Origin of the sequence: Streptomyces sp. NPDC007205 (assembly GCF_040634095.1) — a bacterium.
Taxonomy (GTDB): Bacteria; Actinomycetota; Actinomycetes; order Streptomycetales; family Streptomycetaceae; genus Streptomyces.
The window spans coordinates 121,103-143,578 of record NZ_JBEYEW010000018.1; the positions used below are offsets into that span (position 1 = coordinate 121,103).

27 protein-coding genes are annotated in these 22,476 nt (G+C 70.3%); 6 read left to right on the forward strand and 21 right to left on the reverse strand.

Annotated features, from left to right (window positions below; all coding sequences use genetic code 11):
- Positions 1–11 precede the first annotated feature (11 nt).
- From ABZ624_RS27120 to ABZ624_RS27145, 6 genes are all read right to left on the reverse strand, one after another.
- Entirely contained in the window at positions 12–707 is a 696-nt protein-coding gene (locus tag ABZ624_RS27120; RefSeq protein WP_360094111.1) for a demethylmenaquinone methyltransferase, read from the reverse strand.
- A gap of 60 nt (positions 708–767) precedes the next feature.
- Positions 768–1,373, reverse strand: a complete 606-nt coding sequence (locus ABZ624_RS27125) for a hypothetical protein (protein WP_360094114.1) — start codon at positions 1,371–1,373, stop codon at positions 768–770.
- A gap of 7 nt (positions 1,374–1,380) precedes the next feature.
- Positions 1,381–2,580 carry a cyclic dehypoxanthinyl futalosine synthase gene (gene mqnC / locus ABZ624_RS27130; protein ID WP_360094117.1) on the reverse strand — a complete coding sequence of 400 codons (1,200 nt, stop codon included), beginning with the start codon at positions 2,578–2,580 and terminating at the stop codon, positions 1,381–1,383.
- Between the two features lie 79 nt (positions 2,581–2,659).
- Entirely contained in the window at positions 2,660–3,436 is a 777-nt protein-coding gene (locus tag ABZ624_RS27135) for an A24 family peptidase (RefSeq protein ID WP_360094120.1), read from the reverse strand.
- Positions 3,437–3,467: 31 nt separating this feature from the next.
- On the reverse strand, positions 3,468–5,309 hold the full coding sequence (locus ABZ624_RS27140; RefSeq protein WP_360094123.1) for a protein kinase: 1,842 nt from the start codon (positions 5,307–5,309) through the stop codon (positions 3,468–3,470).
- Positions 5,310–5,422: 113 nt separating this feature from the next.
- The gene (locus ABZ624_RS27145; RefSeq protein WP_360094126.1) at positions 5,423–6,271 is read right to left on the reverse strand and encodes a menaquinone biosynthesis protein; all 849 of its coding nucleotides are present in this window, start codon (positions 6,269–6,271) and stop codon (positions 5,423–5,425) included.
- Positions 6,272–6,568: 297 nt separating this feature from the next.
- On the opposite strand from ABZ624_RS27145, the gene ABZ624_RS27150 reads away from it, so the two are divergent.
- Positions 6,569–6,772 carry a cold-shock protein gene (locus tag ABZ624_RS27150; protein ID WP_003992177.1) on the forward strand — a complete coding sequence of 68 codons (204 nt, stop codon included), beginning with the start codon at positions 6,569–6,571 and terminating at the stop codon, positions 6,770–6,772.
- 126 nt (positions 6,773–6,898) lie between these two features.
- Here ABZ624_RS27150 and ABZ624_RS27155 read toward each other — a convergent pair whose 3' ends face one another.
- Positions 6,899–7,462, reverse strand: coding sequence for an XRE family transcriptional regulator (locus tag ABZ624_RS27155; protein ID WP_360094129.1), 564 nt, complete (start codon positions 7,460–7,462; stop codon positions 6,899–6,901).
- A 68-nt stretch (positions 7,463–7,530) separates the two neighbouring features.
- Between ABZ624_RS27155 and ABZ624_RS27160 the strand changes: the two genes are divergently transcribed.
- The 3 genes from ABZ624_RS27160 to ABZ624_RS27170 are packed head-to-tail and all read left to right on the forward strand — an operon-like array spanning position 7,531 to position 9,225.
- A complete protein-coding gene (locus tag ABZ624_RS27160) occupies positions 7,531–8,220 on the forward strand; it encodes an AzlC family ABC transporter permease (RefSeq protein WP_360094132.1) in 690 nt (229 codons plus the stop codon).
- Positions 8,217–8,531, forward strand: a complete 315-nt coding sequence (locus ABZ624_RS27165) for an AzlD domain-containing protein (RefSeq protein ID WP_360094136.1) — start codon at positions 8,217–8,219, stop codon at positions 8,529–8,531. The genes ABZ624_RS27160 and ABZ624_RS27165 overlap by 4 nt, the downstream gene beginning before the upstream one ends.
- 43 nt (positions 8,532–8,574) lie before the next feature.
- The gene (locus tag ABZ624_RS27170; protein ID WP_360094139.1) at positions 8,575–9,225 is read left to right on the forward strand and encodes a methyltransferase domain-containing protein; all 651 of its coding nucleotides are present in this window, start codon (positions 8,575–8,577) and stop codon (positions 9,223–9,225) included.
- Here the strand turns inward: ABZ624_RS27170 and ABZ624_RS27175 are convergent.
- Together ABZ624_RS27175 and ABZ624_RS27180 are read right to left on the reverse strand one after the other, a co-directional pair.
- On the reverse strand, positions 9,184–9,438 hold the full coding sequence (locus ABZ624_RS27175; protein WP_360094142.1) for a DUF397 domain-containing protein: 255 nt from the start codon (positions 9,436–9,438) through the stop codon (positions 9,184–9,186). The genes ABZ624_RS27170 and ABZ624_RS27175 overlap by 42 nt on opposite strands.
- A complete protein-coding gene (locus tag ABZ624_RS27180) occupies positions 9,435–10,298 on the reverse strand; it encodes a helix-turn-helix transcriptional regulator (protein WP_360094145.1) in 864 nt (287 codons plus the stop codon). Before ABZ624_RS27180 ends, ABZ624_RS27175 begins: the two co-directional genes overlap by 4 nt.
- Positions 10,299–10,404: 106 nt before the next feature.
- Here ABZ624_RS27180 and ABZ624_RS27185 point away from each other — a divergent pair, with 106 nt between their 5' ends.
- Positions 10,405–10,869, forward strand: a complete 465-nt coding sequence (locus ABZ624_RS27185) for an ATP-binding protein (RefSeq protein WP_360094148.1) — start codon at positions 10,405–10,407, stop codon at positions 10,867–10,869.
- On the opposite strand, the gene ABZ624_RS27190 is transcribed toward ABZ624_RS27185, so the two are convergent.
- The gene (locus ABZ624_RS27190) at positions 10,820–11,701 is read right to left on the reverse strand and encodes a LysR family transcriptional regulator (protein WP_360094151.1); all 882 of its coding nucleotides are present in this window, start codon (positions 11,699–11,701) and stop codon (positions 10,820–10,822) included. The genes ABZ624_RS27185 and ABZ624_RS27190 overlap by 50 nt on opposite strands.
- Before the next feature lie 296 nt (positions 11,702–11,997).
- Between ABZ624_RS27190 and ABZ624_RS27195 the strand changes: the two genes are divergently transcribed.
- Complete coding sequence (locus tag ABZ624_RS27195; RefSeq protein WP_360094154.1) at positions 11,998–12,405, forward strand: nuclear transport factor 2 family protein; 408 nt, start codon at positions 11,998–12,000, stop codon at positions 12,403–12,405.
- Between the two features lie 4 nt (positions 12,406–12,409).
- Here the strand turns inward: ABZ624_RS27195 and ABZ624_RS27200 are convergent, their stop codons facing one another.
- The 11 genes from ABZ624_RS27200 to ABZ624_RS27250 form a co-directional block, all read right to left on the reverse strand.
- On the reverse strand, positions 12,410–14,332 hold the full coding sequence (locus ABZ624_RS27200) for a long-chain fatty acid--CoA ligase (RefSeq protein WP_360094157.1): 1,923 nt from the start codon (positions 14,330–14,332) through the stop codon (positions 12,410–12,412).
- A 293-nt stretch (positions 14,333–14,625) separates the two neighbouring features.
- The gene (locus ABZ624_RS27205) at positions 14,626–15,273 is read right to left on the reverse strand and encodes a TetR/AcrR family transcriptional regulator (RefSeq protein ID WP_360094165.1); all 648 of its coding nucleotides are present in this window, start codon (positions 15,271–15,273) and stop codon (positions 14,626–14,628) included.
- A 10-nt stretch (positions 15,274–15,283) separates the two neighbouring features.
- Entirely contained in the window at positions 15,284–15,592 is a 309-nt protein-coding gene (locus ABZ624_RS27210; protein ID WP_360094168.1) for a DUF4229 domain-containing protein, read from the reverse strand.
- An 89-nt stretch (positions 15,593–15,681) separates the two neighbouring features.
- Positions 15,682–16,206 (reverse strand): GNAT family N-acetyltransferase, encoded by a 525-nt coding sequence (locus ABZ624_RS27215; RefSeq protein WP_360094171.1) that lies wholly within the window; start codon positions 16,204–16,206, stop codon positions 15,682–15,684.
- A 33-nt stretch (positions 16,207–16,239) separates the two neighbouring features.
- Entirely contained in the window at positions 16,240–16,899 is a 660-nt protein-coding gene (locus ABZ624_RS27220; protein WP_360094174.1) for a UdgX family uracil-DNA binding protein, read from the reverse strand.
- 57 nt (positions 16,900–16,956) lie between these two features.
- Positions 16,957–18,120 (reverse strand): aminofutalosine synthase MqnE, encoded by a 1,164-nt coding sequence (mqnE, locus tag ABZ624_RS27225; RefSeq protein WP_360094177.1) that lies wholly within the window; start codon positions 18,118–18,120, stop codon positions 16,957–16,959.
- A 38-nt stretch (positions 18,121–18,158) separates the two neighbouring features.
- On the reverse strand, positions 18,159–18,614 hold the full coding sequence (locus ABZ624_RS27230; RefSeq protein ID WP_351246214.1) for an Lrp/AsnC family transcriptional regulator: 456 nt from the start codon (positions 18,612–18,614) through the stop codon (positions 18,159–18,161).
- Between the two features lie 59 nt (positions 18,615–18,673).
- Positions 18,674–19,321 carry a UbiX family flavin prenyltransferase gene (locus ABZ624_RS27235; RefSeq protein WP_360094237.1) on the reverse strand — a complete coding sequence of 216 codons (648 nt, stop codon included), beginning with the start codon at positions 19,319–19,321 and terminating at the stop codon, positions 18,674–18,676.
- Between the two features lie 55 nt (positions 19,322–19,376).
- Positions 19,377–19,949 (reverse strand): Uma2 family endonuclease, encoded by a 573-nt coding sequence (locus tag ABZ624_RS27240; protein ID WP_360094180.1) that lies wholly within the window; start codon positions 19,947–19,949, stop codon positions 19,377–19,379.
- A gap of 44 nt (positions 19,950–19,993) precedes the next feature.
- On the reverse strand, positions 19,994–20,896 hold the full coding sequence (gene mqnP, locus ABZ624_RS27245) for a menaquinone biosynthesis prenyltransferase MqnP (RefSeq protein ID WP_360094183.1): 903 nt from the start codon (positions 20,894–20,896) through the stop codon (positions 19,994–19,996).
- Positions 20,893–22,350 carry a menaquinone biosynthesis decarboxylase gene (locus tag ABZ624_RS27250; protein ID WP_360094186.1) on the reverse strand — a complete coding sequence of 486 codons (1,458 nt, stop codon included), beginning with the start codon at positions 22,348–22,350 and terminating at the stop codon, positions 20,893–20,895. The genes mqnP and ABZ624_RS27250 overlap by 4 nt, the downstream gene beginning before the upstream one ends.
- Between the last annotated feature and the right edge of the window lie 126 nt (positions 22,351–22,476).

Sequence of the window (22,476 nt, forward strand, 5' to 3'; positions counted from 1 at the left end):
AAAGAGACGGCTCAGCTCTCCTTGAAGCCCCGGTGCAGGGCGACCACACCGCCCGTGAGGTTGCGCCAGGCCACCTTCGACCAGCCCGCCTTCCGCAGCCTTTCGGCAAGGGCGGGCTGGTCGGGCCAGGCACGGATGGTCTCGGCGAGGTAGACGTAGGCGTCCGGGTTCGAGGAGACCACGCGCGCGACCGGCGGCAGGGCGCGCATCAGGTACTCGGTGTAGACGGTGCGGAACGGCGCCCAGGTCGGGGTGGAGAACTCGCAGATCACCACACGGCCGCCGGGGCGGGTCACCCGGTACATCTCCCGCAGGGCCGCATCCGTGTCCTGGACGTTGCGCAGCCCGAAGGAGATGGTGACGGCGTCGAAGGTGCCGTCCTTGAACGGCAGCTTGGTCGCGTCCCCCGCCGTGAACGGCAGCCAGGTGTACTTCTTCTTGCCGACGTGGAGCATCCCGACCGAGAAGTCGCAGGGGACGACGTACGCGCCCGTCCGCGCGAAGGGCAGCGAGGAGGTGGCCGTGCCGGCGGCGAGGTCCAGGACCTTCTGCGCGGGGCGCGCGTCGACCGCCTTCGCCACCTCCTTTCGCCAGTTCCGGTCCTGGCCGAGCGACAGCACGGCGTTCGTCAGGTCGTACCGTTCCGCCACGTCGTCGAACATCGAGGCGACTTCGTGCGGCTGCTTGTTCAGGGAAGCGCGGGTCACCCGCCCATTGTTGCAGCCGGGTCGCACGGCAGGAGCGTCGGCTTCCTGCGCGCCGCGGGCCTATCGGCGCCTGAACACCAGGCGGCCCGCCAGCACCGTCGCCACACATGTCGCCGTTCCTCGCTCGGTGAGTTCGGCCTCGTCGTGTACGTCGAAGACCGCGAAGCGGGCAGCGGAGCCCGGGGTGCGCGGGGGCGGCGTCACGGGCGGCAGGCCGGAGGCGAGAGGGTCCAGGGAGGGGACGCCGCCGGGGCGCCCCTGCCGGCCAGTGAGCACCAGGCCGGTGCGCCGCACGGCGTCCTGGACCGCGCGGTTGCGGAGCGGTTCGCAGGCTGCCGCGACCGTGCCGTGGGCCAGCATGCGCTGCACCCCGCGCCGGGCGCTCGCGCCCCAGCGGGCGTCGTCGAGCGCGAGCGCGGTCAGCGCGTCGCCGGTCAGCGGCTCGGTACCGAGGGCGTCGGCCTCCCGGGGATCCGGGTGGTACGTCTCCTCCAGCAGCTCGTTGCCGTGGAGGTTGACGAACCCGGACGTCAGGATGCCGGGCCAGGTGCGCACGCGCGCGTGCGGGTACGCGGCGGCAAGCTCCTCCAGGGGGCCGGCAGCCGCGACCCGCTCGCCCTCGACGGCGAGGGCGTGGCCCTGGGAGTCGGCGTGGATCGTCAGCAAGGCGCCCCTAGTTCGACGCCAGCAGTTTCAGTTCGGGGTGGGCCGTGCCGCCCTCGATGGCGGTCGACGAGATGTGGGACATCACCCGCTCGTCGACGGGGTCGTTCGCCGGGTCGTCGTGGACGACGAGGTGCTCGTACGTCGTGGCCCGCTGCGCCGGTACGCGGCCCGCCTTGCGGATCAGGTCGATGATCTCCAGGCGGTTGGAGCGGTGCTTGGCGCCGGCCGAGGAGACCACGTTCTCCTCCAGCATGATCGAGCCGAGGTCGTCCGCGCCGTAGTGCAGGGAGAGCTGGCCGACCTCCTTGCCCGTGGTCAGCCAGGAGCCCTGGATGTGCTGGACGTTGTCGAGGAAGAGGCGGGCGATGGCGATCATCCGGAGGTACTCGAAGATCGTGGCCTGCGTCCGGCCCTTCAGGTGGTTGTTCTCGGGCTGGTAGGTGTACGGGATGAAGGCACGGAAGCCGCCCGTACGGTCCTGGACGTCCCGGATCATCCGCAGGTGCTCGATCCGCTCGGCGTTGGTCTCGCCGGTGCCCATCAGCATGGTGGAGGTGGACTCCACGCCCAGCCGGTGCGCGGTCTCCATGATCTCCAGCCAGCGCTCGCCGGACTCCTTGAGGGGCGCGATGGCCTTGCGGGGGCGCTCGGGGAGCAGTTCCGCGCCGGCGCCCGCGAAGGAGTCCAGGCCGGCCTCGTGGATCCGGGTGATGGCCTCCTCGACCGACACACCGGAGATACGGGCCATGTGGTCGACCTCGGACGCGCCCAGCGAGTGGATGACGAGCTGCGGGAAGGCGTCCTTGATGGCCTTGAAGTGCTTCTCGTAGTACTCGACGCCGTAGTCCGGGTGGTGGCCGCCCTGGAACATGATCTGGGTGCCGCCCAGCTCGACGGTCTCCGCGCAGCGGCGCAGGATGTCGTCGAGGTCGCGGGTCCAGCCCTTGTCCTTGTCCTTGGGGGCCGCGTAGAACGCGCAGAACTTGCACGCCGTGACACACACGTTCGTGTAGTTGATGTTCCGCTCGACGATGTACGTCGCGATGTGCTCGATGCCGGCGTACTTGCGGCGGCGTACGGCGTCGGCGGCGGCGCCCAGGGCGTGCAGCGGGGCGTCGCGGTAGAGCACGAGCGCCTCTTGCGGGGTGATCCGCCCACCGGCGGCGGCACGGTCGAGGACGGACTGGAGGTCGGCCTTCTCGGTCACCGGGCGTCCCTTTCGCAAGGTTCGTAAGGGTTGTGGACGGACCGCACCAGCCTACGCCAGCCCCTTTCCCGCAAAGACGTCAGGCCGCGTACGCGCCGATCAGCAGGCCGGCCAAGGCACCGGCCAACAGGAACGGGCCGAACGGAATCACCGACTTGCGGCCCGCACGCCGTACGACGACGAGGGCGCCGCCGTACAGGGCACCGAGCAGGAAGCCGGCGAAGGCGCCGAGCAGGACCGTGGACCAGCCGTACCAGCCGAGTACGGCGCCCACGCCGACGGCCAGCTTCACGTCGCCGAAGCCCATGCCCGCCGGGTTGATGAGGTACAGCGCGTAGTAGCCGGCGCCGAGCGCGAGGGCCCCGTACAGCGCGGTGAGCCAGTGGCCGGCGTGCTCGGGCAGCAGCGCGGCGAGGCCCAGCAGGGCGAGGGCGGCCCCGGCGAGGGGCAGGGTCAGCGGGTCGGGCAGTCGCTGCACCCTGAGGTCGACCACGGCCAGCAGCACTCCGACGGGCGCGAGCAGCAGCCAGACCGCCAGTTCCGGCCGGGTACCGGTCGCGGCGGCGAGAGCGGCGCAGGTCAGCGCGGTGGCGAGGGCGGCAGGGAGCACCTCCGTGCGCTGTCCCTGTCCCTGTCCCTTCCCCTGTCCGTGTCCCTTCTCCTGCCCGTGCCCTTCTCCTCCGCACGCGCCGCACCCTGTCCGGCCGATCCAGCCCCGCAGCGGGTGGCCGTCCGGGCAGTGGTCCCGCCACGGCTCACCGGAGGGGACGGCGAAACGGTAGGCGGCGCGGGGCAGCAGCGCACCCGCCAGGGCACCCCACAGTGCGGCGGCGGCCATCAGCGCCCCTGTGCTCATCCGGTCCCGCTCCCCGTCGCGCTCACGGTCCTCATCCGACCTTCGACATACGGGCCTGCGCATTGCCCTCGGCCGCGCTGTCCGAAGTGAACTGCAGGTCGTCGCCGACCGGGGTCAGTTCGACCTGGCGCGGGCTCGCCACACAGTGCCCGGGGTTGTCCTGGGCGCCCACCGAGGTCGCGAGGATCCGGGACTTCGTCACCTTCTTCAGGGTGAGGACGTCCGTGCACACGCCGCCGACCTGGTCGGTGTTCCGGAGCCGTCCCAACTCCTGGCCGACCGCGGCCTGGTGAACGGTGATCCGGAAGGTGCCCGCGGGCAGCCCGAGTTCGCTGCCCTGCCCTTCCCAGGTGCCGAGGTAGCGGGCCGGGATCGCACCGGGCCGGGGGCTTTTGCCGGGGGCACTGCTGTACGCCGCGCTCGGTGCCGGGGAGCGAGGGGCGCTGCCCGCGCCCGCGTCACTGTCGTTCTGGAACCAGGGCCGCAGCACCGCGCCGAGCACCAGGGACACCACGGCCAGCGCTCCGGCGACCGCCAGCACCATCGTGCAGCTCAGCCGGCGACCCCGGCCGCCCTCTGCCGGCGCGGAGGCCGCCGCGAGGCTGACGGAGACCCGGCCGGGCGGCGGCGCGTCCCGCGGCGCGGGCACGACGGTCGGCGCCCCGGGTGGCACGCCGTCCACACCGGTCGCGGACTCCGGAGAAACCCCGGCCGCACCGCCCGCCGACCCGGAAGGCGCCGACGTCCCAGGGCCCTGCGGGTTCATCACGGGCGCGGGCCCGAAAGCACCGGCTCCAGTGAAGGAGTTCGCCTCGGCGGGGGCGGAGACCGCACCCGTGGCGGAGACCGGACCCGTGGCGGAGACCGGACCCGTGGCGGAGACCGGACCCGACGCCGAATCAGAAGCCGACGCCGGTGTCGGCGACCCCGTCACCGCAGGCCGGTCGAAGGCAACGGGCCCCGATCGCACCGTCTCCCCCGTGTCCAGGTTGAGCAGGCGGACGGCGCTGCGGCTGACCTGTTCCACCAGGGGGCCCGGCAGCCAGCCGCCGGCGATCAGGCGGGTGGCACCTTCCGGGGCGAGCCGTCGGCTCACGTCGGCGGGACGGGGCCGGGCCGCCGGATCCTTGGCCAGGCAGGCCGCGGCGACCTCGCGCAGCTCGCCGTCGAGCGGGCCGAGTTCGGGCTCCTCGTGGACGACCTTGTAGAGCAGCGCGGCCGAGGAGTCACCGCGGAAGGGTGCGTCTCCCGTGGCCGCGTGGACGAGGACCGCGCCGAGGGAGAATACGTCGGCCGCACCCGTGACGCCCTTGCCGAGGATCTGCTCGGGTGCCATGTAACCCGGGGAGCCGACCGAGACACCGGTGGACGTCAGGGACGCCGTGCCGTCCATGGCCCGCGCGATACCGAAGTCGATCAGCAACGGTCCGTCGAGGGTCAGCAGGACGTTGGACGGCTTCACGTCCCGGTGCACGAGCTCCCGTTCGTGTACGGCCGTCAGCGCCTCGGCGAGGCCCGCACCCAGGGCCCGTACGGTGTGCGCGGGCAGCGGGCCGGTGTCGGTGACGGCCGCGGCGAGGGACGGGCCGGCCGCGTAGGCGGTGGCGACCCAGGGCACCGGGGCGTCGGGGTCCGCGTCCAGGACGGGCGCGGTCCAGGCGCCGCCGACCCGGCGGGCGGCAGCCACCTCGCGCCGGAAGCGGGCGCGGAACTCCTCGTCCAGCGCGAAGTGCGGATGCACGATCTTGACCGCGACCGTACGGCCGCCCGCGCTGCGGCCGAGATAGACCCGGCCCATGCCACCGGCGCCGAGCCGGCCGAGCAGCCGGTAGGGCCCGACGGTGGCCGGCTCGTCCACGTCCAGCGGCTGCATGGCGCGCTCCCCCCAACGCCTCCGACCTCAAGGCCCGTACTCAAGGCTTGTACTCAAGGCCCGTACTGCAGGCCCGTGTCCGGGCCTGTCGTCATCAGCCTAGTGACACCTGGTCACCGACGCAGCAGGTCCACCTTCACGTCCGCCGGAAAGCCGGTCGTCGGGCCGATCCGGCGGGCGAACTCGGCGACCGCCTCCAGCTGCGGGGAGCCGAAGCTGAAGTCGAGGGTGGTGAAGTACTGCGCCAGCGTCGCCTCGTCGAAGGCCTCCCAGCGGGCGGCCTGTTCGGCGACCTTGGCGACCTCCTCCAGGGAGAGGTTGCGGGATTCGAGGAAGGCCCGGTGGACCTGGCGGGTGATGTCCGGCTCGCGGTCGGCGTAGTCGCGGCGGGCCGCCCAGACCGCGAAGACGAACGGCAGGCCGGTCCACTCCTTCCAGAGCGCGCCGAGGTCGTGGACCTCCAGGCCGTAGCGCGGGCCGTCCAGCAGGTTCGCCCGCAGTGCCGCGTCGCCGATCAGGACCGCCGCGTCCGCCTCCTGCATCATCAGGCTGAGGTCGGGCGGGCAGGTGTAGTAGTCGGGCCGGACGCCGTAGCGGTCGGCCAGGAGGAGCTGGGCGAGGCGGACCGAGGTGCGGGAGGTCGAACCGAGGGCGACCCGGCGGCCGTCCAGCCGGTCCAGCGGGACCTGCGAGACGATCACGCAGGACATCACCGGGCCGTCGCAGCCGACGGCGATGTCCGGGAAGGCGACCAGGTCGTCGGCGTTCTTCAGGAACTCGACGAGGGTGACGGGGCCGATGTCGAGGTCGCCGCGCACGAGCTGCTCGCTGAGCTTCTCCGGGGTGTCCTTGGTCAGCTGGAAGTCGAGGAGGGTGCCGGTTCTCGCGAGCCCCCAGTACAGGGGCAGGCAGTTCAGGAACTGGATGTGGCCGACGCGCGGCCGGGTGCGAGAATTGTCCACATCGGGACACTAGCCCCACTGCGGTACGGTGCCGGGACCGGCCCCGCGGTCACCACGACGTCAAATGACCCAACGGCCGTTCAAACGTCCGGGTGAAGTGATCTTTCCCTCTATTGCTTTCGGGTGCCCGGATGCTAGGCTTGCCGCAAGTTGCAGTTTGGTTTCCCTTGCAGTACAGAGCCTGCGGAGCATGTAACCGCAGGCTCTCGTCGTTTTCAGACGTATGCAGTTGCGCAGCACCGTTTCGCACGTGCAGGTTCTGGAGCAGGGCAACCCTTTTGGGCCCAAGGAGGGCTTATGGCTACCGGAACCGTTAAGTGGTTCAACGCCGAAAAGGGCTTTGGCTTCATCGCCCAGGAGGGCGGCGGCCCCGACGTCTTCGTTCACTACTCCGCGATCAACGCCTCCGGCTTCCGCTCCCTCGAGGAGAACCAGCAGGTGAGCTTCGACGTGACGCAGGGCCCGAAGGGTCCGCAGGCGGAGAACGTCACCCCCGTCTGATCACTGCCTGATCGCAGAACCTGAGAGCAGTACCCAAGGAGCCCCGCGCCGTTCCGGCGACGGGGCTCCTGCCTTTCCCCCGGCCGTTGATGAATTCTGCGCGAATTCTCTACGCGTACTGGATGACTATGTGTGCTGCATGACGAGAACGAAGGTCGTGCCCGGCTCCAGCGCTTCGTAGGAGTGCGGCACATCTCCCCTGTAGGTCATGTAATCCCCGGGACCGAGTTCGGCCTCCTTCCCCGCCGGGCCCGCCTTCACCCGGCCGGAGCTCACGATCAGATGCTCGACCGTGCCGGGGATGTGCGGTTCCGAGACGCGGGCCGCCCCGGGCTCGGCGCTCAGGCGGTAGATGTCCCGCCGGGCCGAAGGAGGGCTCGCGGACAACAGGGTGGCGACAAAGTCCGCATGCGCCGAGGCGACCGCCGGGCCCTCGCCGGCCCGGATCACCTGGACGCTCGTCACCGGCGGCTCCACCAGCGCGCTGAACGGCACGCCCAGCGCGACCGCGAGCGCCCAGAGCGTCTCCACGTTGGGATTGCCGCTCGCCGTCTCCAGCTGGGAGAGCGTGGACTTCGCGATTCCGGCGCGCTTGGCCAGCTCGGACAGGGAGAGCCCGGTGCGGGCGCGCTCCCGCTTGAGCGATGCGGCGATCCACTCCAGGGGGAGCCGGGCGGGAGGCTCGGACATGTCGTTCGCTCCATCGGTACGATCGTTCGGCTTGACGGACAGTAGGTCCACTGTCCATTCTAGAAAACATGCGTTCGCTTCTCCGAACACCCAGTGACCGTTCCCTGTTCCGCGACAGCTCTCTCGTCTGGCTCGCGAGCGGTGTCGTCGGCGTCTCCTTCGGTGCCGTGTCGGTCGCGGGCGGGCTACCGGTGTGGGTGCCGGTGCTGATGTCACTGGTGGTGTACGCGGGATCGGCCCAGTTCAGCGCGGTGGGGGTGCTGCTCGCCGGGGGCGGCCCGATCGCGGCCGCGGCGACCGGGCTGTTGCTGAACACCCGTACGGCCGCGTTCAGTCTGGCCGTCGCCGAGATCCTCGGGACCGGACGGGCGGCCCGTTTCCTCGGCGCCCACCTGGTCACCGACGAGACGGTCGCCTTCGCCCTCGCCCAGCCAGACCCGGTACGGCAGCGGCGGGCGTTCTGGATATCCGGGCTCGGCCTGTTCGCCGTGTGGAACATCGGGGTGCTGGCCGGTGCGCTCGCCGGCGGCGCGCTGGGCGACACGGCCCGGTACGGACTCGACGCCGCGTTTCCCGCGGTGCTGGTCGCGCTGGTGCTGCCCCAGCTGCGGGGGGAGGCGGCGGTACGGCGGTGTGCCGTGCTCGGTGCCGTCATCGCCCTCGCGGCGACACCCGCCGTGCCCGCCGGAGTGCCGGTGCTGCTCGCCCTGGCGGGGCTCTTCCTGCATCGCCGACAGCCCGTGGAGGCCGCCGTATGAACGCCGCTGTCCTCGTGATCCTCGTGCTGGCCCTGGGCACGTATGCCTTCCGGCTGGTGGGGCCGGTGCTGCGCGGGCGGGTCGAGATACCGGCCCGGGCGCAGGAACTCGCCTCCGCCGGGGCCGTGGTGCTGCTCGTCGCCCTCCTGGCCACCGGCGCGCTGACGGAGTCCGGCGGCTTCGCGGGCTGGGCCCGGCCCGCCGGGGTCCTGGTCGCGGCCGTGCTGGCCTGGCGCCGGGCACCGTTCGCGGTGGTGGTGCTCGGCGCGGCGGCAACGGCCGCGGTGCTGCGGCTGGCGGGGGTCGGCTAGGACCCGACGGTGCTGTCAGTGCGGCCGGATACGGTCCCTCCCCATGACCGACACCGATGACTTCCTCACCGCCACCCGCACCTTCTACGACACGGTCGCCGAGGACTACGCCGGCCACTTCCGGAATCCGCTCGCCGCCAGGCCGCTGGAGCGGGCGCTGCTCGCCGCGTACGCCGAAATGGTCGGTCCGGACGGGCTGGTGGCCGACCTCGGTTGCGGGCCCGGGGCCGTCGCAGCCCACCTCGCCGACCTGGGGTTGTCCGTCTCCGGCCTCGACCTCTCCGAGTCGATGCTCGCCATCGCCCGCCGCGAGTATCCCGCCCTGCGGTTCGAGCAGGGGTCGATGCTGGAGCTGCCGTTTGACGACGGTTCCCTCGCCGGGGCCGTCTCCTGGTACTCCAGCATCCACACACCTGTGGCCGAACTCCCTCGCCTCTTCGCCGAGTTCTCGCGTGTGCTGGCTCCTGGCGGTCATCTCCTGCTCGCCTTCCAGACGGGAGACGAGCCGCGCCGGCTGGCTCAGCCGTGGGGGCGTCCGGTGACCCTGGACTTCGAGCGGCGTCGTCCCGAGTTCATGGCGGGGCTGCTGGCCGACGGCGGTTTCGTCCTCCGCTCCAGCACCGTGCGCGAACGGGACACCGCGCTGGAGGAGTCAGCGGGCCAGGCGTTCCTTCTCGCCCAGAAGAAAGGCTGACCAGGCGGAGGGGGTGAGGGTGAGGTGAGGGGCGGCGGGTTGCTTCGAGTCACGGATGTGGATGGCGGTGGGGTGGGCGGCCATCTCCAGGCAGTCGCCGCCTTCGCCGTCACTGTGGGTGGACTTGCGCCAGGCATAGGCAAGTTCGAGGCACTGACCGCCTTCACCGTCGCTGTAGCTCGACTTGAACCAGCTCAACTGCTCTATGGTCATCGCTCTTCCAGCATCTTCTCGATCAGGTCCAGGGACTCGTGCGGGTTGAGGGCCTGAGCCCGGATGATCCCATAGCGAGCAGCGAGGATGCGGACCTCTTCGCGGTCGGTGATCAACTTCGGGTACCCCTGAGCCTCCATGTACCCAACCTGCCCCCGACCCTTGGGGATCAGCAAGGTGAAAGAGCCGCCAAGTGAGGGATGTTCCGCACGCCCCGTCGGCATCACCTGTACCTGCACATTTCGCATGCGACCGATCCTTAACAGCTGACAGAGCTGCTCCCTGTGCACCTTCGGGCCGCCGATTGGCCGTTCCAGTACGGCCTGTTCCATGACGAAACTGAACTCCGGTGGCGGCCACTGTTCAAAGATCTGTTGGCGCGAGAGCCTGTCCGCCACCCGCTTCTCGATGGTCGCCTCGTCCAGAGGCGGGTGCCTCTGCGTGAACACCGCCCTTGAGTAAGCCTCGGTCTGAAGCAGCCCGAGCATGCCCATGGTGCTGTAGTCGTGCAGGGAGACCGCCTCCGCCTCCAAGGCGGCGTAACTCCGATACCACTCCGGATGCCGCGTCCGCGCCTTGGTCATCGCCTCCTCCACCTCAGGAATGACCACTTTCAACAGCCCCTCTGCGCCGAGGATTTCATCCGCCTGCCGCAAGAACTCCGGCCTCGGCACCCGCACCCCCCTCTCCATCGCCGAGACCTGATCGGGGCCGTAGCTCACCAGGCTCCCGAACTCCCGTTGGTTCAGCCCCGCCCGCTCCCTCAACAGCTTCAACTGCCTGCCCACCGCCGCGAAGACCCCCACCGCCCCGCTCTCCTCAGCAGGCGTCTCCGGCCGCCGCTCCCGCTCCTCCGTCACTCCACCCTCCGACTGCTCGTACGCAAACCAGACGCACCCGTACGACTACGCTCAGTCGCCGGGTCTCCCCTGGTCAGAGTAGGGAGAAGTGACGACGCTCTGTCACGTGAATCCGCAAATCTCCACCCCCGCACATGAGCTCAGCCAACGGCTCAGTGCCACTGCCCTCGGCGCCCGGCTGGCCCGGCGTCTCACCGGCCACCAGCTCGCCACCTGGGGATACCCGCACGACAGCGACCCGAACTGCACCGCTCAGCTCCTCGTCGCCGAGCTCGCGGCGAACGCCGTCACCCACGGTCGTGTGCCGGGCCGGGACTTCGAGCTGCGGCTCCGGCTCCTGCCCGCGAGGGACACCTTGCGTATCGAGGTGAGTGACGCCCGAGGAGACAAGGAGCTGCGGTTCCTGGACGGCGGGCCGGAGGACGAGCACGGGCGCGGACTCGTGGTCGTACTGGTGCTGTCGGCCCGTTGGGGCGTCGCGCCGCGCACCGTCGGCAAGACGGTCTGGGCGGAGCTCTCGCTCAGCGGGCGGCGGCGACCGTGTCCGCGAAGGCCCGTGCCGGAGGGCTGAGGGCGTCCCAGCGGCGGACGGCCCAGCCGACCGGGAGGGGGCGCAGGCCCCGCAGCGGGACCAGCCGTAGGTCGCCCTCCCCCGGTACCGGCAGTCCTGGTACGGCGGGTACGACCGCCCGGCCCACCCCCAGCTCGGCCAGCAGCAGCGCCGTGTCCCAGTCGGCGACGCTCGTGTCGTAGGCGAACCGCACGCCCAGCTCGGCACAGGCCGCGTCCAGGTGGCCCGCGGAGGTGGAGTTGGGGGGCAGCCGGATGAGGCGTACGTCGGCCAGTTCGGCGGGGTCGAGATCCGGCCGTCCGGCGAGGGGGTCGTCGGCGCGGAGGGCGAGCAGCCAGGGCAGTTCCGCGACCGTCCGCTGCTCGATGCCGCGGACCCGGGGGCCGACGGTGATCCACGCCAGGTCGAGGGTGCCGTCGGCCAGGGCGTCGAAGGTGCCGCGTCCCGAACTGACCGTCCGGAACTCCAGGTTGACCTTGGGGTGACGGCGGCGGAAGGTGACCACCGCGTCGGACATGAAGTGCCGGACGGTGGTGGCGCCGGTGGCGACGCGGACGTGTCCGCTGTGGCCGTCGATGAGGTCGCGCAGCTGCCGTACCGCGAGGTCGAGGCCGGATATGCCCTCGGCCGCCGCCGCTTCCAGGATCCGCCCGGCCTGCGTGGGGACCACGCCCCGCGGTTGCCGATCCAGCAACGCGACCCCGGTCTCCTTCTCCAGCCGCTTCACGTGCTGACTGACGGCGGACTGGGTGCAGCCGAGGTCCCGTGCGACGGAACTGAGGCTGCCGGCGCGGCACACGGCCACGAACACACGGAGGTCTTCGAGGGTCACAAGACCCAAGCTAACACTTGGGGTTATCGAGAAAACCCAAGGATTGACTGGCTGTCAGGACCGTACGAGGATCGATGGCGGGCCGCGATCGACCCAGGCGGCAACCCGCTCCCCGCCCCGCCGAGCGTCCGGACCGAGGTGGGATCGGCGAGGAGCGGGTGCCGACCGTTCACGATCCCCGATCGATCACGATCACTGATCGCTGCGTGCGTCGATCGCTTCTTGGTCTGTGCCGTCCCGGCGGCTTGACTTGATGCCGGGCGGAAAAGCCGCTCGGTACGAGGAGAGGCAAGGGCATGGACGCCAAGGACGTGGTGCGGGGTTACTTCGACGCGCTGGCGGCGGGCGATCAGGACGCGGTCTGGAACGCATGGGCCGAGGACGGCAGTTCCTGGTACGCCGGAGACCTCCCGATCTCCGGCACCTGGCAGGGCCGGGACCAGGTGGTCAACGGGTTCCTCGCGACCGCCTTCGCCCATCTCGACCCCGACCGGGAGATCGGCCTGCGGGTCACCAACCTCTTCGGCGAGGGCGAGCAGGTGTTCGTCGAGTGGGACTCCTGGGCGACGGGCCGCACCGGCAGGCCGTACCAGCAGAAGAACAGCGGTGTCTTCCGCGTCCGGGACGGGAAGATCGTCAGCATGCGCGAGTACGCCGACACCCAGCACTGGGAGCGCGCGCTGGTCGCCCCCGCGCAGGCGTGAGGCCTCAGCTTGCGTACAGGCTCTCCACCTCGCGGGAGAAGTCCCGCGTGATCGCCTCACGGCGGAGTTTCATGGACGGCGTCAGATGGCCGGCCGCCTCGGTGAAGTCCACGGGCAGCACGGCGAAGCGGCGGATGGACTCGGGGCGGGACACCAGCTTGTTGGCCTCGTCGATCGCGCGCTGCAGGACGGCCTCCAGCTCGGTGTCCCCGACGAGGAGTTCCGGCGGCACCGGGTGCTTGCCGATCATCTGCCGCCAGTGGGTGATGCCGTCGGGGTCGAGTGTGATCAGCGCGGCGACGTAGGGCCGGCCGTCGCCGACCAGCATCACCTGGGAGATCAGCGGGTGCTGGCGCAGCCAGTTCTCCAGCGGGGCCGGGGCCACCGACTTGCCGCCCGCCGTGATCAGCAGCTCCTTCTTGCGGCCGGTGATGGTGAGATAGCCCTCGTCGTCCAGTTCGCCGAGGTCGCCGGTGGGCAGCCAGCCGTCCCTGGTCGCGGGCACGACTCCGCCGGCCTGGGGGTCCCAGTAGCCGCGCAGCACGTGGTCGCCGGCGACGAGGATCTCGCCGTCCGCCGCGATGCGGATCCGGGTTCCGGGGAGCGGCCAGCCGACCGTCCCCAGGCGGGGTTTGAGGGGTGGGGTGACGGTCGTGGCGCCGGTGGTCTCCGTCAGGCCGTAACCCTCGAAGATCTCGATGCCGGCGCCGGCGTAGAACGCGGCGAGGCGCCGGCCGAGCGGGGAGCCGCCGCAGATGGCGTGCCGGACGCGACCGCCCATGGCGGAGCGGATCTTGCGGTAGACGAGCGGGTCGTAGAAGCCGCGGGCCGTCTTCAGGGAGCGGCTCGGGCCGCTGCCGGTGCCGGTCTGCCGGGCCTCCAGCGCCTCGCCGTAGCGCCGGGCGACGGCGGCGGCCCGGTCGAAGACGGCGATCCGGCCGCCGGACTCGGCGTTCGCGCGGGCCGAGTTGTAGACCTTCTCCAGCATGTACGGGATGGTCAGCAGCGCGGTCGGCCTGAAGGCCGCCAGGTCCGGCAGCAGGTCCTCGGCGGCCAGGCTCGGCGCGTGGCCGAGGCGGACCCGGGCCCGGACGCAGGCGATGGCCACCATGCGCCCGAAGACGTGGGACATCGGCAGGAAGAGGAGGACCGAGGGCTCCTCGCCCTGGGCCCTGAAGACCGGGTGGAGCAGTTCGATGGCGTTGTCGACCTCGGCGAAGAAGTTGCCGTGCGAGAGGGCGCAGCCTTTGGGGCGGCCGGTGGTGCCGGAGGTGTAGATGAGTGTGGCGAGGGTGTCGGGGCCCAGCATGCCGCGCCGTACGGCGACTTCGCCGTCCGGTACCTGTGCGCCGGCCTCGGAGAGCCGGGTCACGTGCTCCTTGTCCATCACCCACAGGTGGCGCAGATCGGGCAGGTGCTGGAGTTCGGGGCCGATGGCGGAGGCCTGGGCGGTGGTCTCGGTGATCAGGGCGACGGCGCCGGAGTCGTGCAGGATCCAGCGGGTCTGGAAGACCGATGAGGTGGGGTAGACCGGCACGGTGACCAGGCCTGCGGCCCAGGCGGCGAAGTCCAGCAGCGTCCACTCGTAGCGCGTACGGGCCATGACGGCGATGCGGTCGCCCGGCACCAGGCCCTCGGCGATCAGTCCCTTGGCCACCGCGAGCACCTGCTCGGCGAAGTGCGCGGCCGTCATGTCCGTCCAGCGGCCGTCGGGCAGCTTGCGGCTGAGCACGGTCGCGGCGGGCGCGGACTCCGCGTTCTCGAAGGGCAGGTCGGCGAGGGAGCCGTGTTTGTGCGGGGATGTGAACGGCGGTACGGACACCTCGCGCACGGCGCCGTCCAGCCGCTGGACCCAGGGCTCCACGAGGACCGGGCGGCCGTCGTAGTCGGTGGCGGAGACGGGGGTTGTCGGGTACGGCGTGGACACGAGCGGCTCCTGTGGCGTGCGTGCACCTGCGGTGGACCCTCATAGATACGGAGAAAGGGGTTACCGCTGGTTAGGCAGGTGATCGTACGGCTCGGCTGTGAGGGGATTGTGCGAGTCCGGGGATGGTCCGGAGCCAGGGATGTGCAGCCTCGGGGGTTATGTGAGGGGGGTTCACCTTCCGCTGCTTCTGCGCCCGACATACCCTTACCGGCGGTAACCTTACTTCGGAGTAAGCAGCAGGGGGGAGAGGCGACCAGGCGCCGTAGGGGTGCGTCGCCGTTCCTGGGCGCGGCCTAGGCCTCAGTCGGCGGAACCCAGGGGCGTCCCCGCATCAGGTTGCCCATCCCCGACCAGGCGAAGTTCATCAAGGTGGCCGCGGCCTCCCGGGCGGTGATGCCGGGCGTGCCGTTGGCCCACGCGGCCAGCGATTCCGCCGCGCCGACCAGCGCCTCGGCGAGGCCCGCCACCTCGTGTTCGGCGAGGTCGGGATCGCGGTGGGCCTCCCGTGCGGCGACGGCGACCAGCCGGGTCACGAACGCGACGATCTCCTCGCGCATCGCGGCGACCTCACCCGTGAAGGGCTCCCCGTGCGTACGGGCCTGCAGATGCAGCACCGACCAGGCGTCGGGGTGCTCGGCGGTGTGCGCGAAGAAGGCCTTGAGCCCGTCCCAGAGCTGCTGGTCGGCGGGCAGGTCCGTGCGGACCCCGGCGCGGACGGCCTCCGTCAGGGCGGCGGCCTCGCGCCGGATGCAGGCGGTGAAGAGGTCTTCCTTGGAGTTCAGGTACAGATAGACCAACGGCTTGGAGACGCCCGCGAGTTCGGCGATCTCGTCCATCGAGGCGGCCATGTAGCCGCGTTGGCCGAAGATCCGCACGGCGGCGTCGAGCATCTGCTGCTCACGCACCGCACGCGGCATCCGTTTTGTCTTCGCCCCACCCATGGGGGCAAGACTAGTTGGACGCGGCTGCCCCGCCCTGCGCCCTCGCGGTGTCGTCGGCGAGGTCCTCCTGGCTGCGGTTGGCGTCCAGGTTGGTCTTCATCCGGTCGACCTTGTCGACGATCCGGACCGAGGCCCGCTCCCGCTCCTTGCGCAGCACCACCCAGCTGATCGGCGCCGACAGCACCAGCGACAGCAGCAGCACCCAGAGGAAGTTGGAGTCGCCGAAACCGCGCGGGAAGATGCCGGAGTAGACGGCTCCCCAGACGACCACGAGGCAGCCGGCGAAGACGCCGAGGCGCATCAGCGTGTAGCGGAGCATCTCAATCCACTCGTCCGATTCCAAAAGGGGTCATCGTCCAGTGAAGCACGACCGGGAAGGGATCTTGCAGGGGGGTGGGCCGGGGAGCGTCAGTTCAGGGGCAGCAGCATGATCACGTCGTCGCGGTCGTCGCCGGGCGCCACCCGGATGGCGTCCGGCACCCGGCCGACCTCCTTGTAGCCGCAGGAGCCGTAGAACCGCTCCAGGCCGAGGCCGCCCCGGCAGGTCAGCCGTATCGCGTCGATGCCGTCGAAGGTGCGGGCCGCGTCCGCGGCGGCAGCCAGCAGGTCGCGGCCGTACCCCTTGCCCTGGTGCCTCGGGTGGACCATCACCGTGTACAGCCACACCCAGTGTTTCTGGAGCCGGTGGGTGTTGAAGGAGAAGAAGGCGGTCGCGGCCGGCTCACCCGTCTCGTCACACCCGACGAGCAGCCGGTGACGGCCCTCGGCCATGGCCACGAAGTGGTGCACCAGCTCGGGCCGGACGTCCTCCCGGCTCACCGGCGGCACGAAGCCCACGGCGCCGCCCGCGTTGGAGACGTCCGTCCACAGGTCGAGGATGCCGTCGCGCAGGGCGGGGGTGATGGCGGGATCAAGGGTGAAGGTAAGCGGCATGGCGCCACTTTACTTATTACCCGGGGTCATCCGTCACCCGAGGGCGCGTGCGGCCACCTTCAGGTCGGCCACGAGCCCCTGGTACGCGGCCTTCCTGTCCGCGTCGTCCTGCGCCCGCAGCACCGACGACGGATGCACGGTCGGCACCAGCCGCTCGGGCCGGCCGTGGATCTCCCGCTCCAGTACGGTCCCGCGCACCTCGCCCACCCGGAACGACGACCCCAGCAGCGCCTTCCCGGCCGTCGCGCCGAGCACCACGATCAGTTCGGGCTCGACCAGCGCCAGCTCCGCCGCGAGCCAGGGCCCGCACGCGGTCATCTCCCGCAGGCTCGGCGCCTTGTGGATCCGGCGCTTGCGGGGTTCCGCCTGGGTGAACTTGAAGTGCTTGACGGCGTTGGTGACGTACGCGTCCGCCGGGTCTATGCCGGCTTCCTCCAGCGCCCTGTCGAGCAGCTTGCCGGCGGGGCCGACGAAGGGTCTGCCCTGACGGTCCTCCTGGTCGCCGGGCTGCTCGCCGACAAGCATCACGCGCGCGTGCGCGTTGCCCGTGCCGAAGACCGTCTGGGTGGCGGGGCCGTGCAGGGGGCAGCCACGGCAGTCCGCTGCGGCCTCGCGAAGCTCGGCGAGACCGGCGCCCTCCGGCACGAAGGGCTCCGCCGTGTAGGCGTCCTCGGGGGCTCGGGTGGTGGGCATGGAGTCCGAGTACCCGCCGTGGGGCCTCGGATCCATGTCGTCTGCCCGCCGGAAAAGTCAGACCCGCATCGGCTGGGGGGACTCGCGGCGCGCCGGGTCGGGGCCGTCGTACTCGCGGATGATCTCGTAGCGCGTGTTCCGCTCCACCGGGCGGAAGCCGGCGTCGCGGATCAGCTCCAGCAGGTCCTCACGGGTGAGCTTGTTCGGCGTACCGAAGTTATCGGCGTCGTGAGTGATCTTGTACTCGACGACCGAGCCGTCCATGTCGTCCGCGCCGTGCTGCAGGGCCAGCTGTGCGGTCTGCACGCCGTGCATGACCCAGAAGACCTTCACGTGCGGGACGTTGTCGAAGAGCAGCCGGGAGACGGCGAAGGTCTTCAGGGCCTCCGCGCCGGTCGCCATCCGGGTGCGGGCCTGAAGGCGGTTGCGGATCTTGCCGTCCTTCATGTCCACGAAGTCGTGCTGGTAGCGCAGCGGGATGAAGACCTGGAAGCCGTTCGTCTCGTCCTGGAGTTCGCGCAGACGGAGGACGTGGTCGACGCGGTGGCGGGGCTCCTCGATGTGGCCGTAGAGCATGGTGCACGGGGTCTTCAGACCCTTCTCGTGCGCCAGGCGGTGGATGCGGGACCAGTCCTCCCAGTGGGTGCGGTGGTCCACGATGTGCTGCCGGACCTCCCAGTCGAAGATCTCGGCACCGCCGCCGGTCAGCGACTCCAGACCCGCGTCGATCAGCTCGTCCAGGATCTCCGAGGCGGACAGACCGCTGATCGTCTCGAAGTGATGGATCTCCGTCGCCGTGAAGGCCTTCAGGGAGACGTTCGGGAGGGCCTGCTTCAGCTCCCTGAGCGAACGCGGGTAGTAGCGCCACGGCAGGTTCGGATGCAGACCGTTGACGATGTGCAGCTCGGTGAGGCTCTCCGACTCCATCCCCTTGGCGAGCTTCACGGCCTCCTCGATGCGCATCGTGTACGCGTCCTTCTCGCCCGGCTTGCGCTGGAACGAGCAGTAGGCGCAGGAGGCCGTGCACACGTTGGTCATGTTCAGGTGCCGGTTGACGTTGAAGTGGACCACGTCACCGTTCTTGCGGGTCCGGACCTCGTGCGCCAGGCCGCCGAGCCATGCCAGGTCGTCCGACTCGTACAGCGCGATGCCGTCCTCGCGGGTCAGCCGCTCACCGGAGCGGACCTTCTCCTCCAGCTCGCGCTTGAGACCGACGTCCATGCCAACACCTTTCTACGACAGCGCGGCCAACGGTATCCCTAGACCTCTTCGGGCAGCTCCCCGACCCGGTTCTCCCACTTCGTGGACAGCACGATGGTGGTACGGGTCCGGGAGACGCCCTTGGTACCGCTGAGCCGGCGGATGGTCTTCTCCAGACCGTCGACGTCCGAGGAGCGGACCTTGAGCATGTAGGAGTCGTCGCCGGCGATGAACCAGCAGTCCTCGATCTCCGGCAGGTCCCGCAGCCGCTGCGCGACGTCCTCGTGGTCGGCGGCGTCGGAGAGCGAGATCCCGATCAGGGCGGTCACACCGAGACCGAGCGAGGCCGCGTTCACCGTGGCGCGGTACCCGGTGATGACACCGGCCGCCTCCAGCCGGTTGATGCGGTCGGTGACGCTGGGTCCCGACAGGCCGACGAGGCGCCCCAGCTCCGCGTACGAGGCCCGGCCGTTCTCCCTCAGGGCCTGGATGAGCTGCCTGTCCACCGCGTCCATGCGATCGAAGCCTTCCGCTGAAGAGGTCCGAAGTTGAAGAGAGGTACGTGCTTGCTGAACTAGCTCGGTGTGCCGCCGCCGAGTTCGCCCTTCCACCGCCGGTACAGGCCGTGCTCCACGCCCGCCGCGTCCAGCACCCGCCCGGCGACGAAGTCCACCAGGTCCTGGATGTGGGTGGCACCCGCGTAGAAGGCGGGCGAGGCCGGTACGACGGTGGCACCGGCGTCGTCCAGGGCGACCAGGTGGCGCAGGGTCTGCCCGTTCAGGGGCGTCTCCCGCACCGAGACGACCAGCGTCCGGCGCTCCTTCAGGGTGACGCTCGCCGCGCGCTGCAACAGGTCCTTGGACAGTCCGAGCGCCACACCGGCCACACAGGCGGTGGAGGCGGGCACGATGAGCATCCCCTTCGCCGGGTACGACCCCGAGGACGGACCGGCGGCGAGGTCGCCGGCGCTCCAGTACCGCACCGCGCTGACGTCCACGTCGAAGGTCCCGGGCTTGCCGTCGGCGCCCCGGGCCAGCCAGTCCCGCAGGTCGTCGTGCCAGTGGGCGTCCCGGAACGAGATGCCCGTCTCGTCCAGCAGCGTCAGCCGCGAGGCCCGGCTGACCACCAGGTCGACCGCCTCGCCCGCCCCCAGCAGCGCCCGCAGCACGGCTGCCGCATACGGCGTTCCGGAAGCACCGGACACCCCCACGATCCAAGGCACGCGCTGCGTTTCTCCTGCGTTCACACCTTGAGCGTACCGGTGGGTCGGCGTGTGCTCAGGCCGGGTCGGGCGCCTTGGGGTCGACGGGGAGGCGAGAGGTGTCGACAGTGAGGCTTCCGAGCTTCGTCTCCACGGTCAGCTTGCCCCCGTACGGCAGTGTGTCCCGGCCCAGGTACCCGTCCGGGCCGGGATTCCAGAGCGTGACCAGGTGTCCCGTACGAGGATCGAAGATCAGGTAGTCCGGGATGCCGCGAGCCGCGTACTGCTTGTTCTTGACCTCGTAGTCGTTGCGGACGCTGCTCGGAGAAACCACCTCGACGGCCAGTTCCACCAGGTCGGGCGGATAGGAGGTGAAATTGCGGCTTCTCTCGGCTTCGGGGATGACCGCGAGATCGGGGCAGAACTCGAAGTCGTCACTGAACGGGATCGCCACGTCGCTGATGAAACCCCGCTCAGAGCCCAGCTGGGGTTCGAGCTGCGTCCACAGCCGCACGATCGTCTCGTTGTGGAACGGCCTGAGCGGACTCGTCACGATGTTGCCCTCGACAATCTCCGTCCGGTACCCGCGGAACATGTCCTCGTACCGGGCGAGCTGCGAGTGCAGGCGATCACTGTCCGAGACGGACACGTCGGCCTCCCTCTGTCTGCACTCGATGGTAGGCCGCACGCTATTCAGACGGTCAGACCTCGAACCAGGAGATCCAGCAGCGCACACCCGAACAGGGCAATCCCGATGAACCCGTTGACGCTGAAGAACGCCCTGTTGAGGCGGGACAGGTCATGCGGGCGCACGATGCGGTGTTCGTAGAGGAAGGCGCCGGCGACGATCAGCAGACCCAGCCAGAAGAAGGAACCCGCGCCGGTGACGACGCCGTACCAGACGAACAGGGCCGTCGTCAGCGTGTGGCAGGCCCGCGCGCCCCAGATCGCGGCCGGGATGCCGAAGCGGGCCGGGACCGACATGACGCCGGTCTCGCGGTCGGTCTCGACGTCCTGGCAGGCGTAGATGAGGTCGAAGCCGCCGATCCAGACGCCGACGGCGAGGCCGAGGATCGCCGCGTCCCAGTTCCAGGAACCGGAGATCGCGAGCCAGCCGCCGACGGGGCCCATGGACTGGGCCAGGCCGAGGATGGCCTGCGGGAAGTTCGTGAACCGCTTGCCGTAGGGGTAGACCACCATCGGGATGACCGCGACCGGGGCGAGGGCCAGGCACAGCGGGTTGAGCAGGGCCGCCGCGCCGAGGAAGACCACCAGGGCGATCAGGGCGCCGGTCCAGGCGTGCCGGACCGACATCGCGCCGGTCACCAGTTCCCGGTGCGCCGTGCGGGGGTTACGGGCGTCGATCTCGCGGTCGATGATCCGGTTGACCGCCATCGCGAACGTGCGCAGGCCCACCATGCAGACGGTGACCAGGAGCAGCCGGACCCAGTGGATGCTCCTGTCCCACTCGTACATCGCCGTGAGGGAGGCGATGTAGGCGAAGGGCAGCGCGAAGACCGAATGCTCGATCATCACCAGGCGCAGGAAGGCTTTCGTGCGTCCCGGCTGGGGGATCGCTGCGGAGGCGCTGCTCACAGCCCGTACTCCTTCCAGCGGCGGTCCACCAGGGCCGCCGTATCCGGGTCTGACTCCACCATGTCCGGCCAGCCGCCGTCGCGTGTGTAGCCCTCCTCCGGCCACTTCCTCGTGGCGTCGATCCCCGCTTTGCCGCCCCAGAACTGCTGGTAGGAGGCGTGGTCGAGGTGGTCGACGGGGCCTTCGACGACCGTGAGGTCACGGGCGTAGTCGGTGTTGCCGAGGGCCCGCCAGGCGACCTCGTGCAGATCGTGCACGTCGCAGTCGGAGTCCACGACCACGATCAGTTTGGTCAGGGACATCATGTGTGCCCCCCAGACCGCGTGCATCACCTTCTGCGCGTGCTTCGGGTACTTCTTGTCGATCGAGACGATCGCGCAGTTGTGGAAGCCGCCGGCCTCGGGCAGGTGGTAGTCCACGATGTCCGGGACGATGATCTTGAGGAGCGGGAGGAAGAAGCGCTCCGTCGCCCTGCCCAGCGGGCCGTCCTCCGTGGGCGGGCGGCCCACGACGATCGACTGGAGCAGCGGGCGCCTGCGCATCGTCACGCAGTCGATCTTCAGCGCGGGGAACGGTTCCTGCGGGGTGTAGAAGCCGGTGTGGTCACCGAAGGGGCCCTCGGGGAGCATCTCGCCGGGCTCCAGCCAGCCCTCCAGGACGACCTCGGCCTGAGCCGGCACCTGCAGGGGCACCGTCTTGCAGTCGACCATCTCGATCCGCTTGCCCGCGATGAAACCGGCGAAGAGGTACTCGTCGATGTCGCCGGGGAGCGGGGCGGTGGAGGCGTAGGTGACGGCCGGGGGGCAGCCGAAGGCGATGGCGACGGGCAGCCGCTCGCCCCGGCGCGCGGCCACCTGGTAGTGGTTGCGGCTGTCCTTGTGGATCTGCCAGTGCATGCCGATGGTGCGCTTGTCGTGGCGCTGGAGGCGGTAGAGCCCGAGGTTGCGGATGCCCGTCTCCGGGTCCTTGGTGTGCGTGAGCCCCAGGTTGAAGAAGGAGCCGCCGTCCTTGGGCCAGGTGAACAGCGCCGGGAGCCGGTCGAGGTCCACCTCGTCGCCGTGCAGCACGACCTCCTGGACCGGGGCGCTGTCGGATTTGACCTTCTTCGGCGGCACGTGCGTCATCGCGCCGAGTTTGCCGAACGCCTCACGCACGCCGACGAAGCCGTGCGGCAGCTCGGGCCGCAGCAGCCCGCCGATCTTCTCGGAGATCTCGCCGTACGACTTCAGGCCGAGCGCCTTCAGCAGGCGGCGGTCGGTGCCGAAGACGTTCATCGCGAGGGGCATCGCCGAGCCCTTCACGTTCTCGAAGAGCAGGGCCGGGCCGCCGGACTTCTGCACCCGGTCGACGATCTCCCCGACTTCCAGATACGGGTCGACCTCGGCCTTGATGCGCTTGAGGTCGCCCTCGCGCTCCAGCGCCCGCAGCAGGGAGCGAAGATCGTCGTAAGCCATGCGGTCAAGTATCGCCGACCTACCGCTTCATCCCTGCGCCCACCCCTGCCCCGCCCGGATCCGGCGGCATTTGGCGGCCAAGGGCGTCCAGGTGGTGGGCGTGGACTCCGACGCCGACCGCGCCCA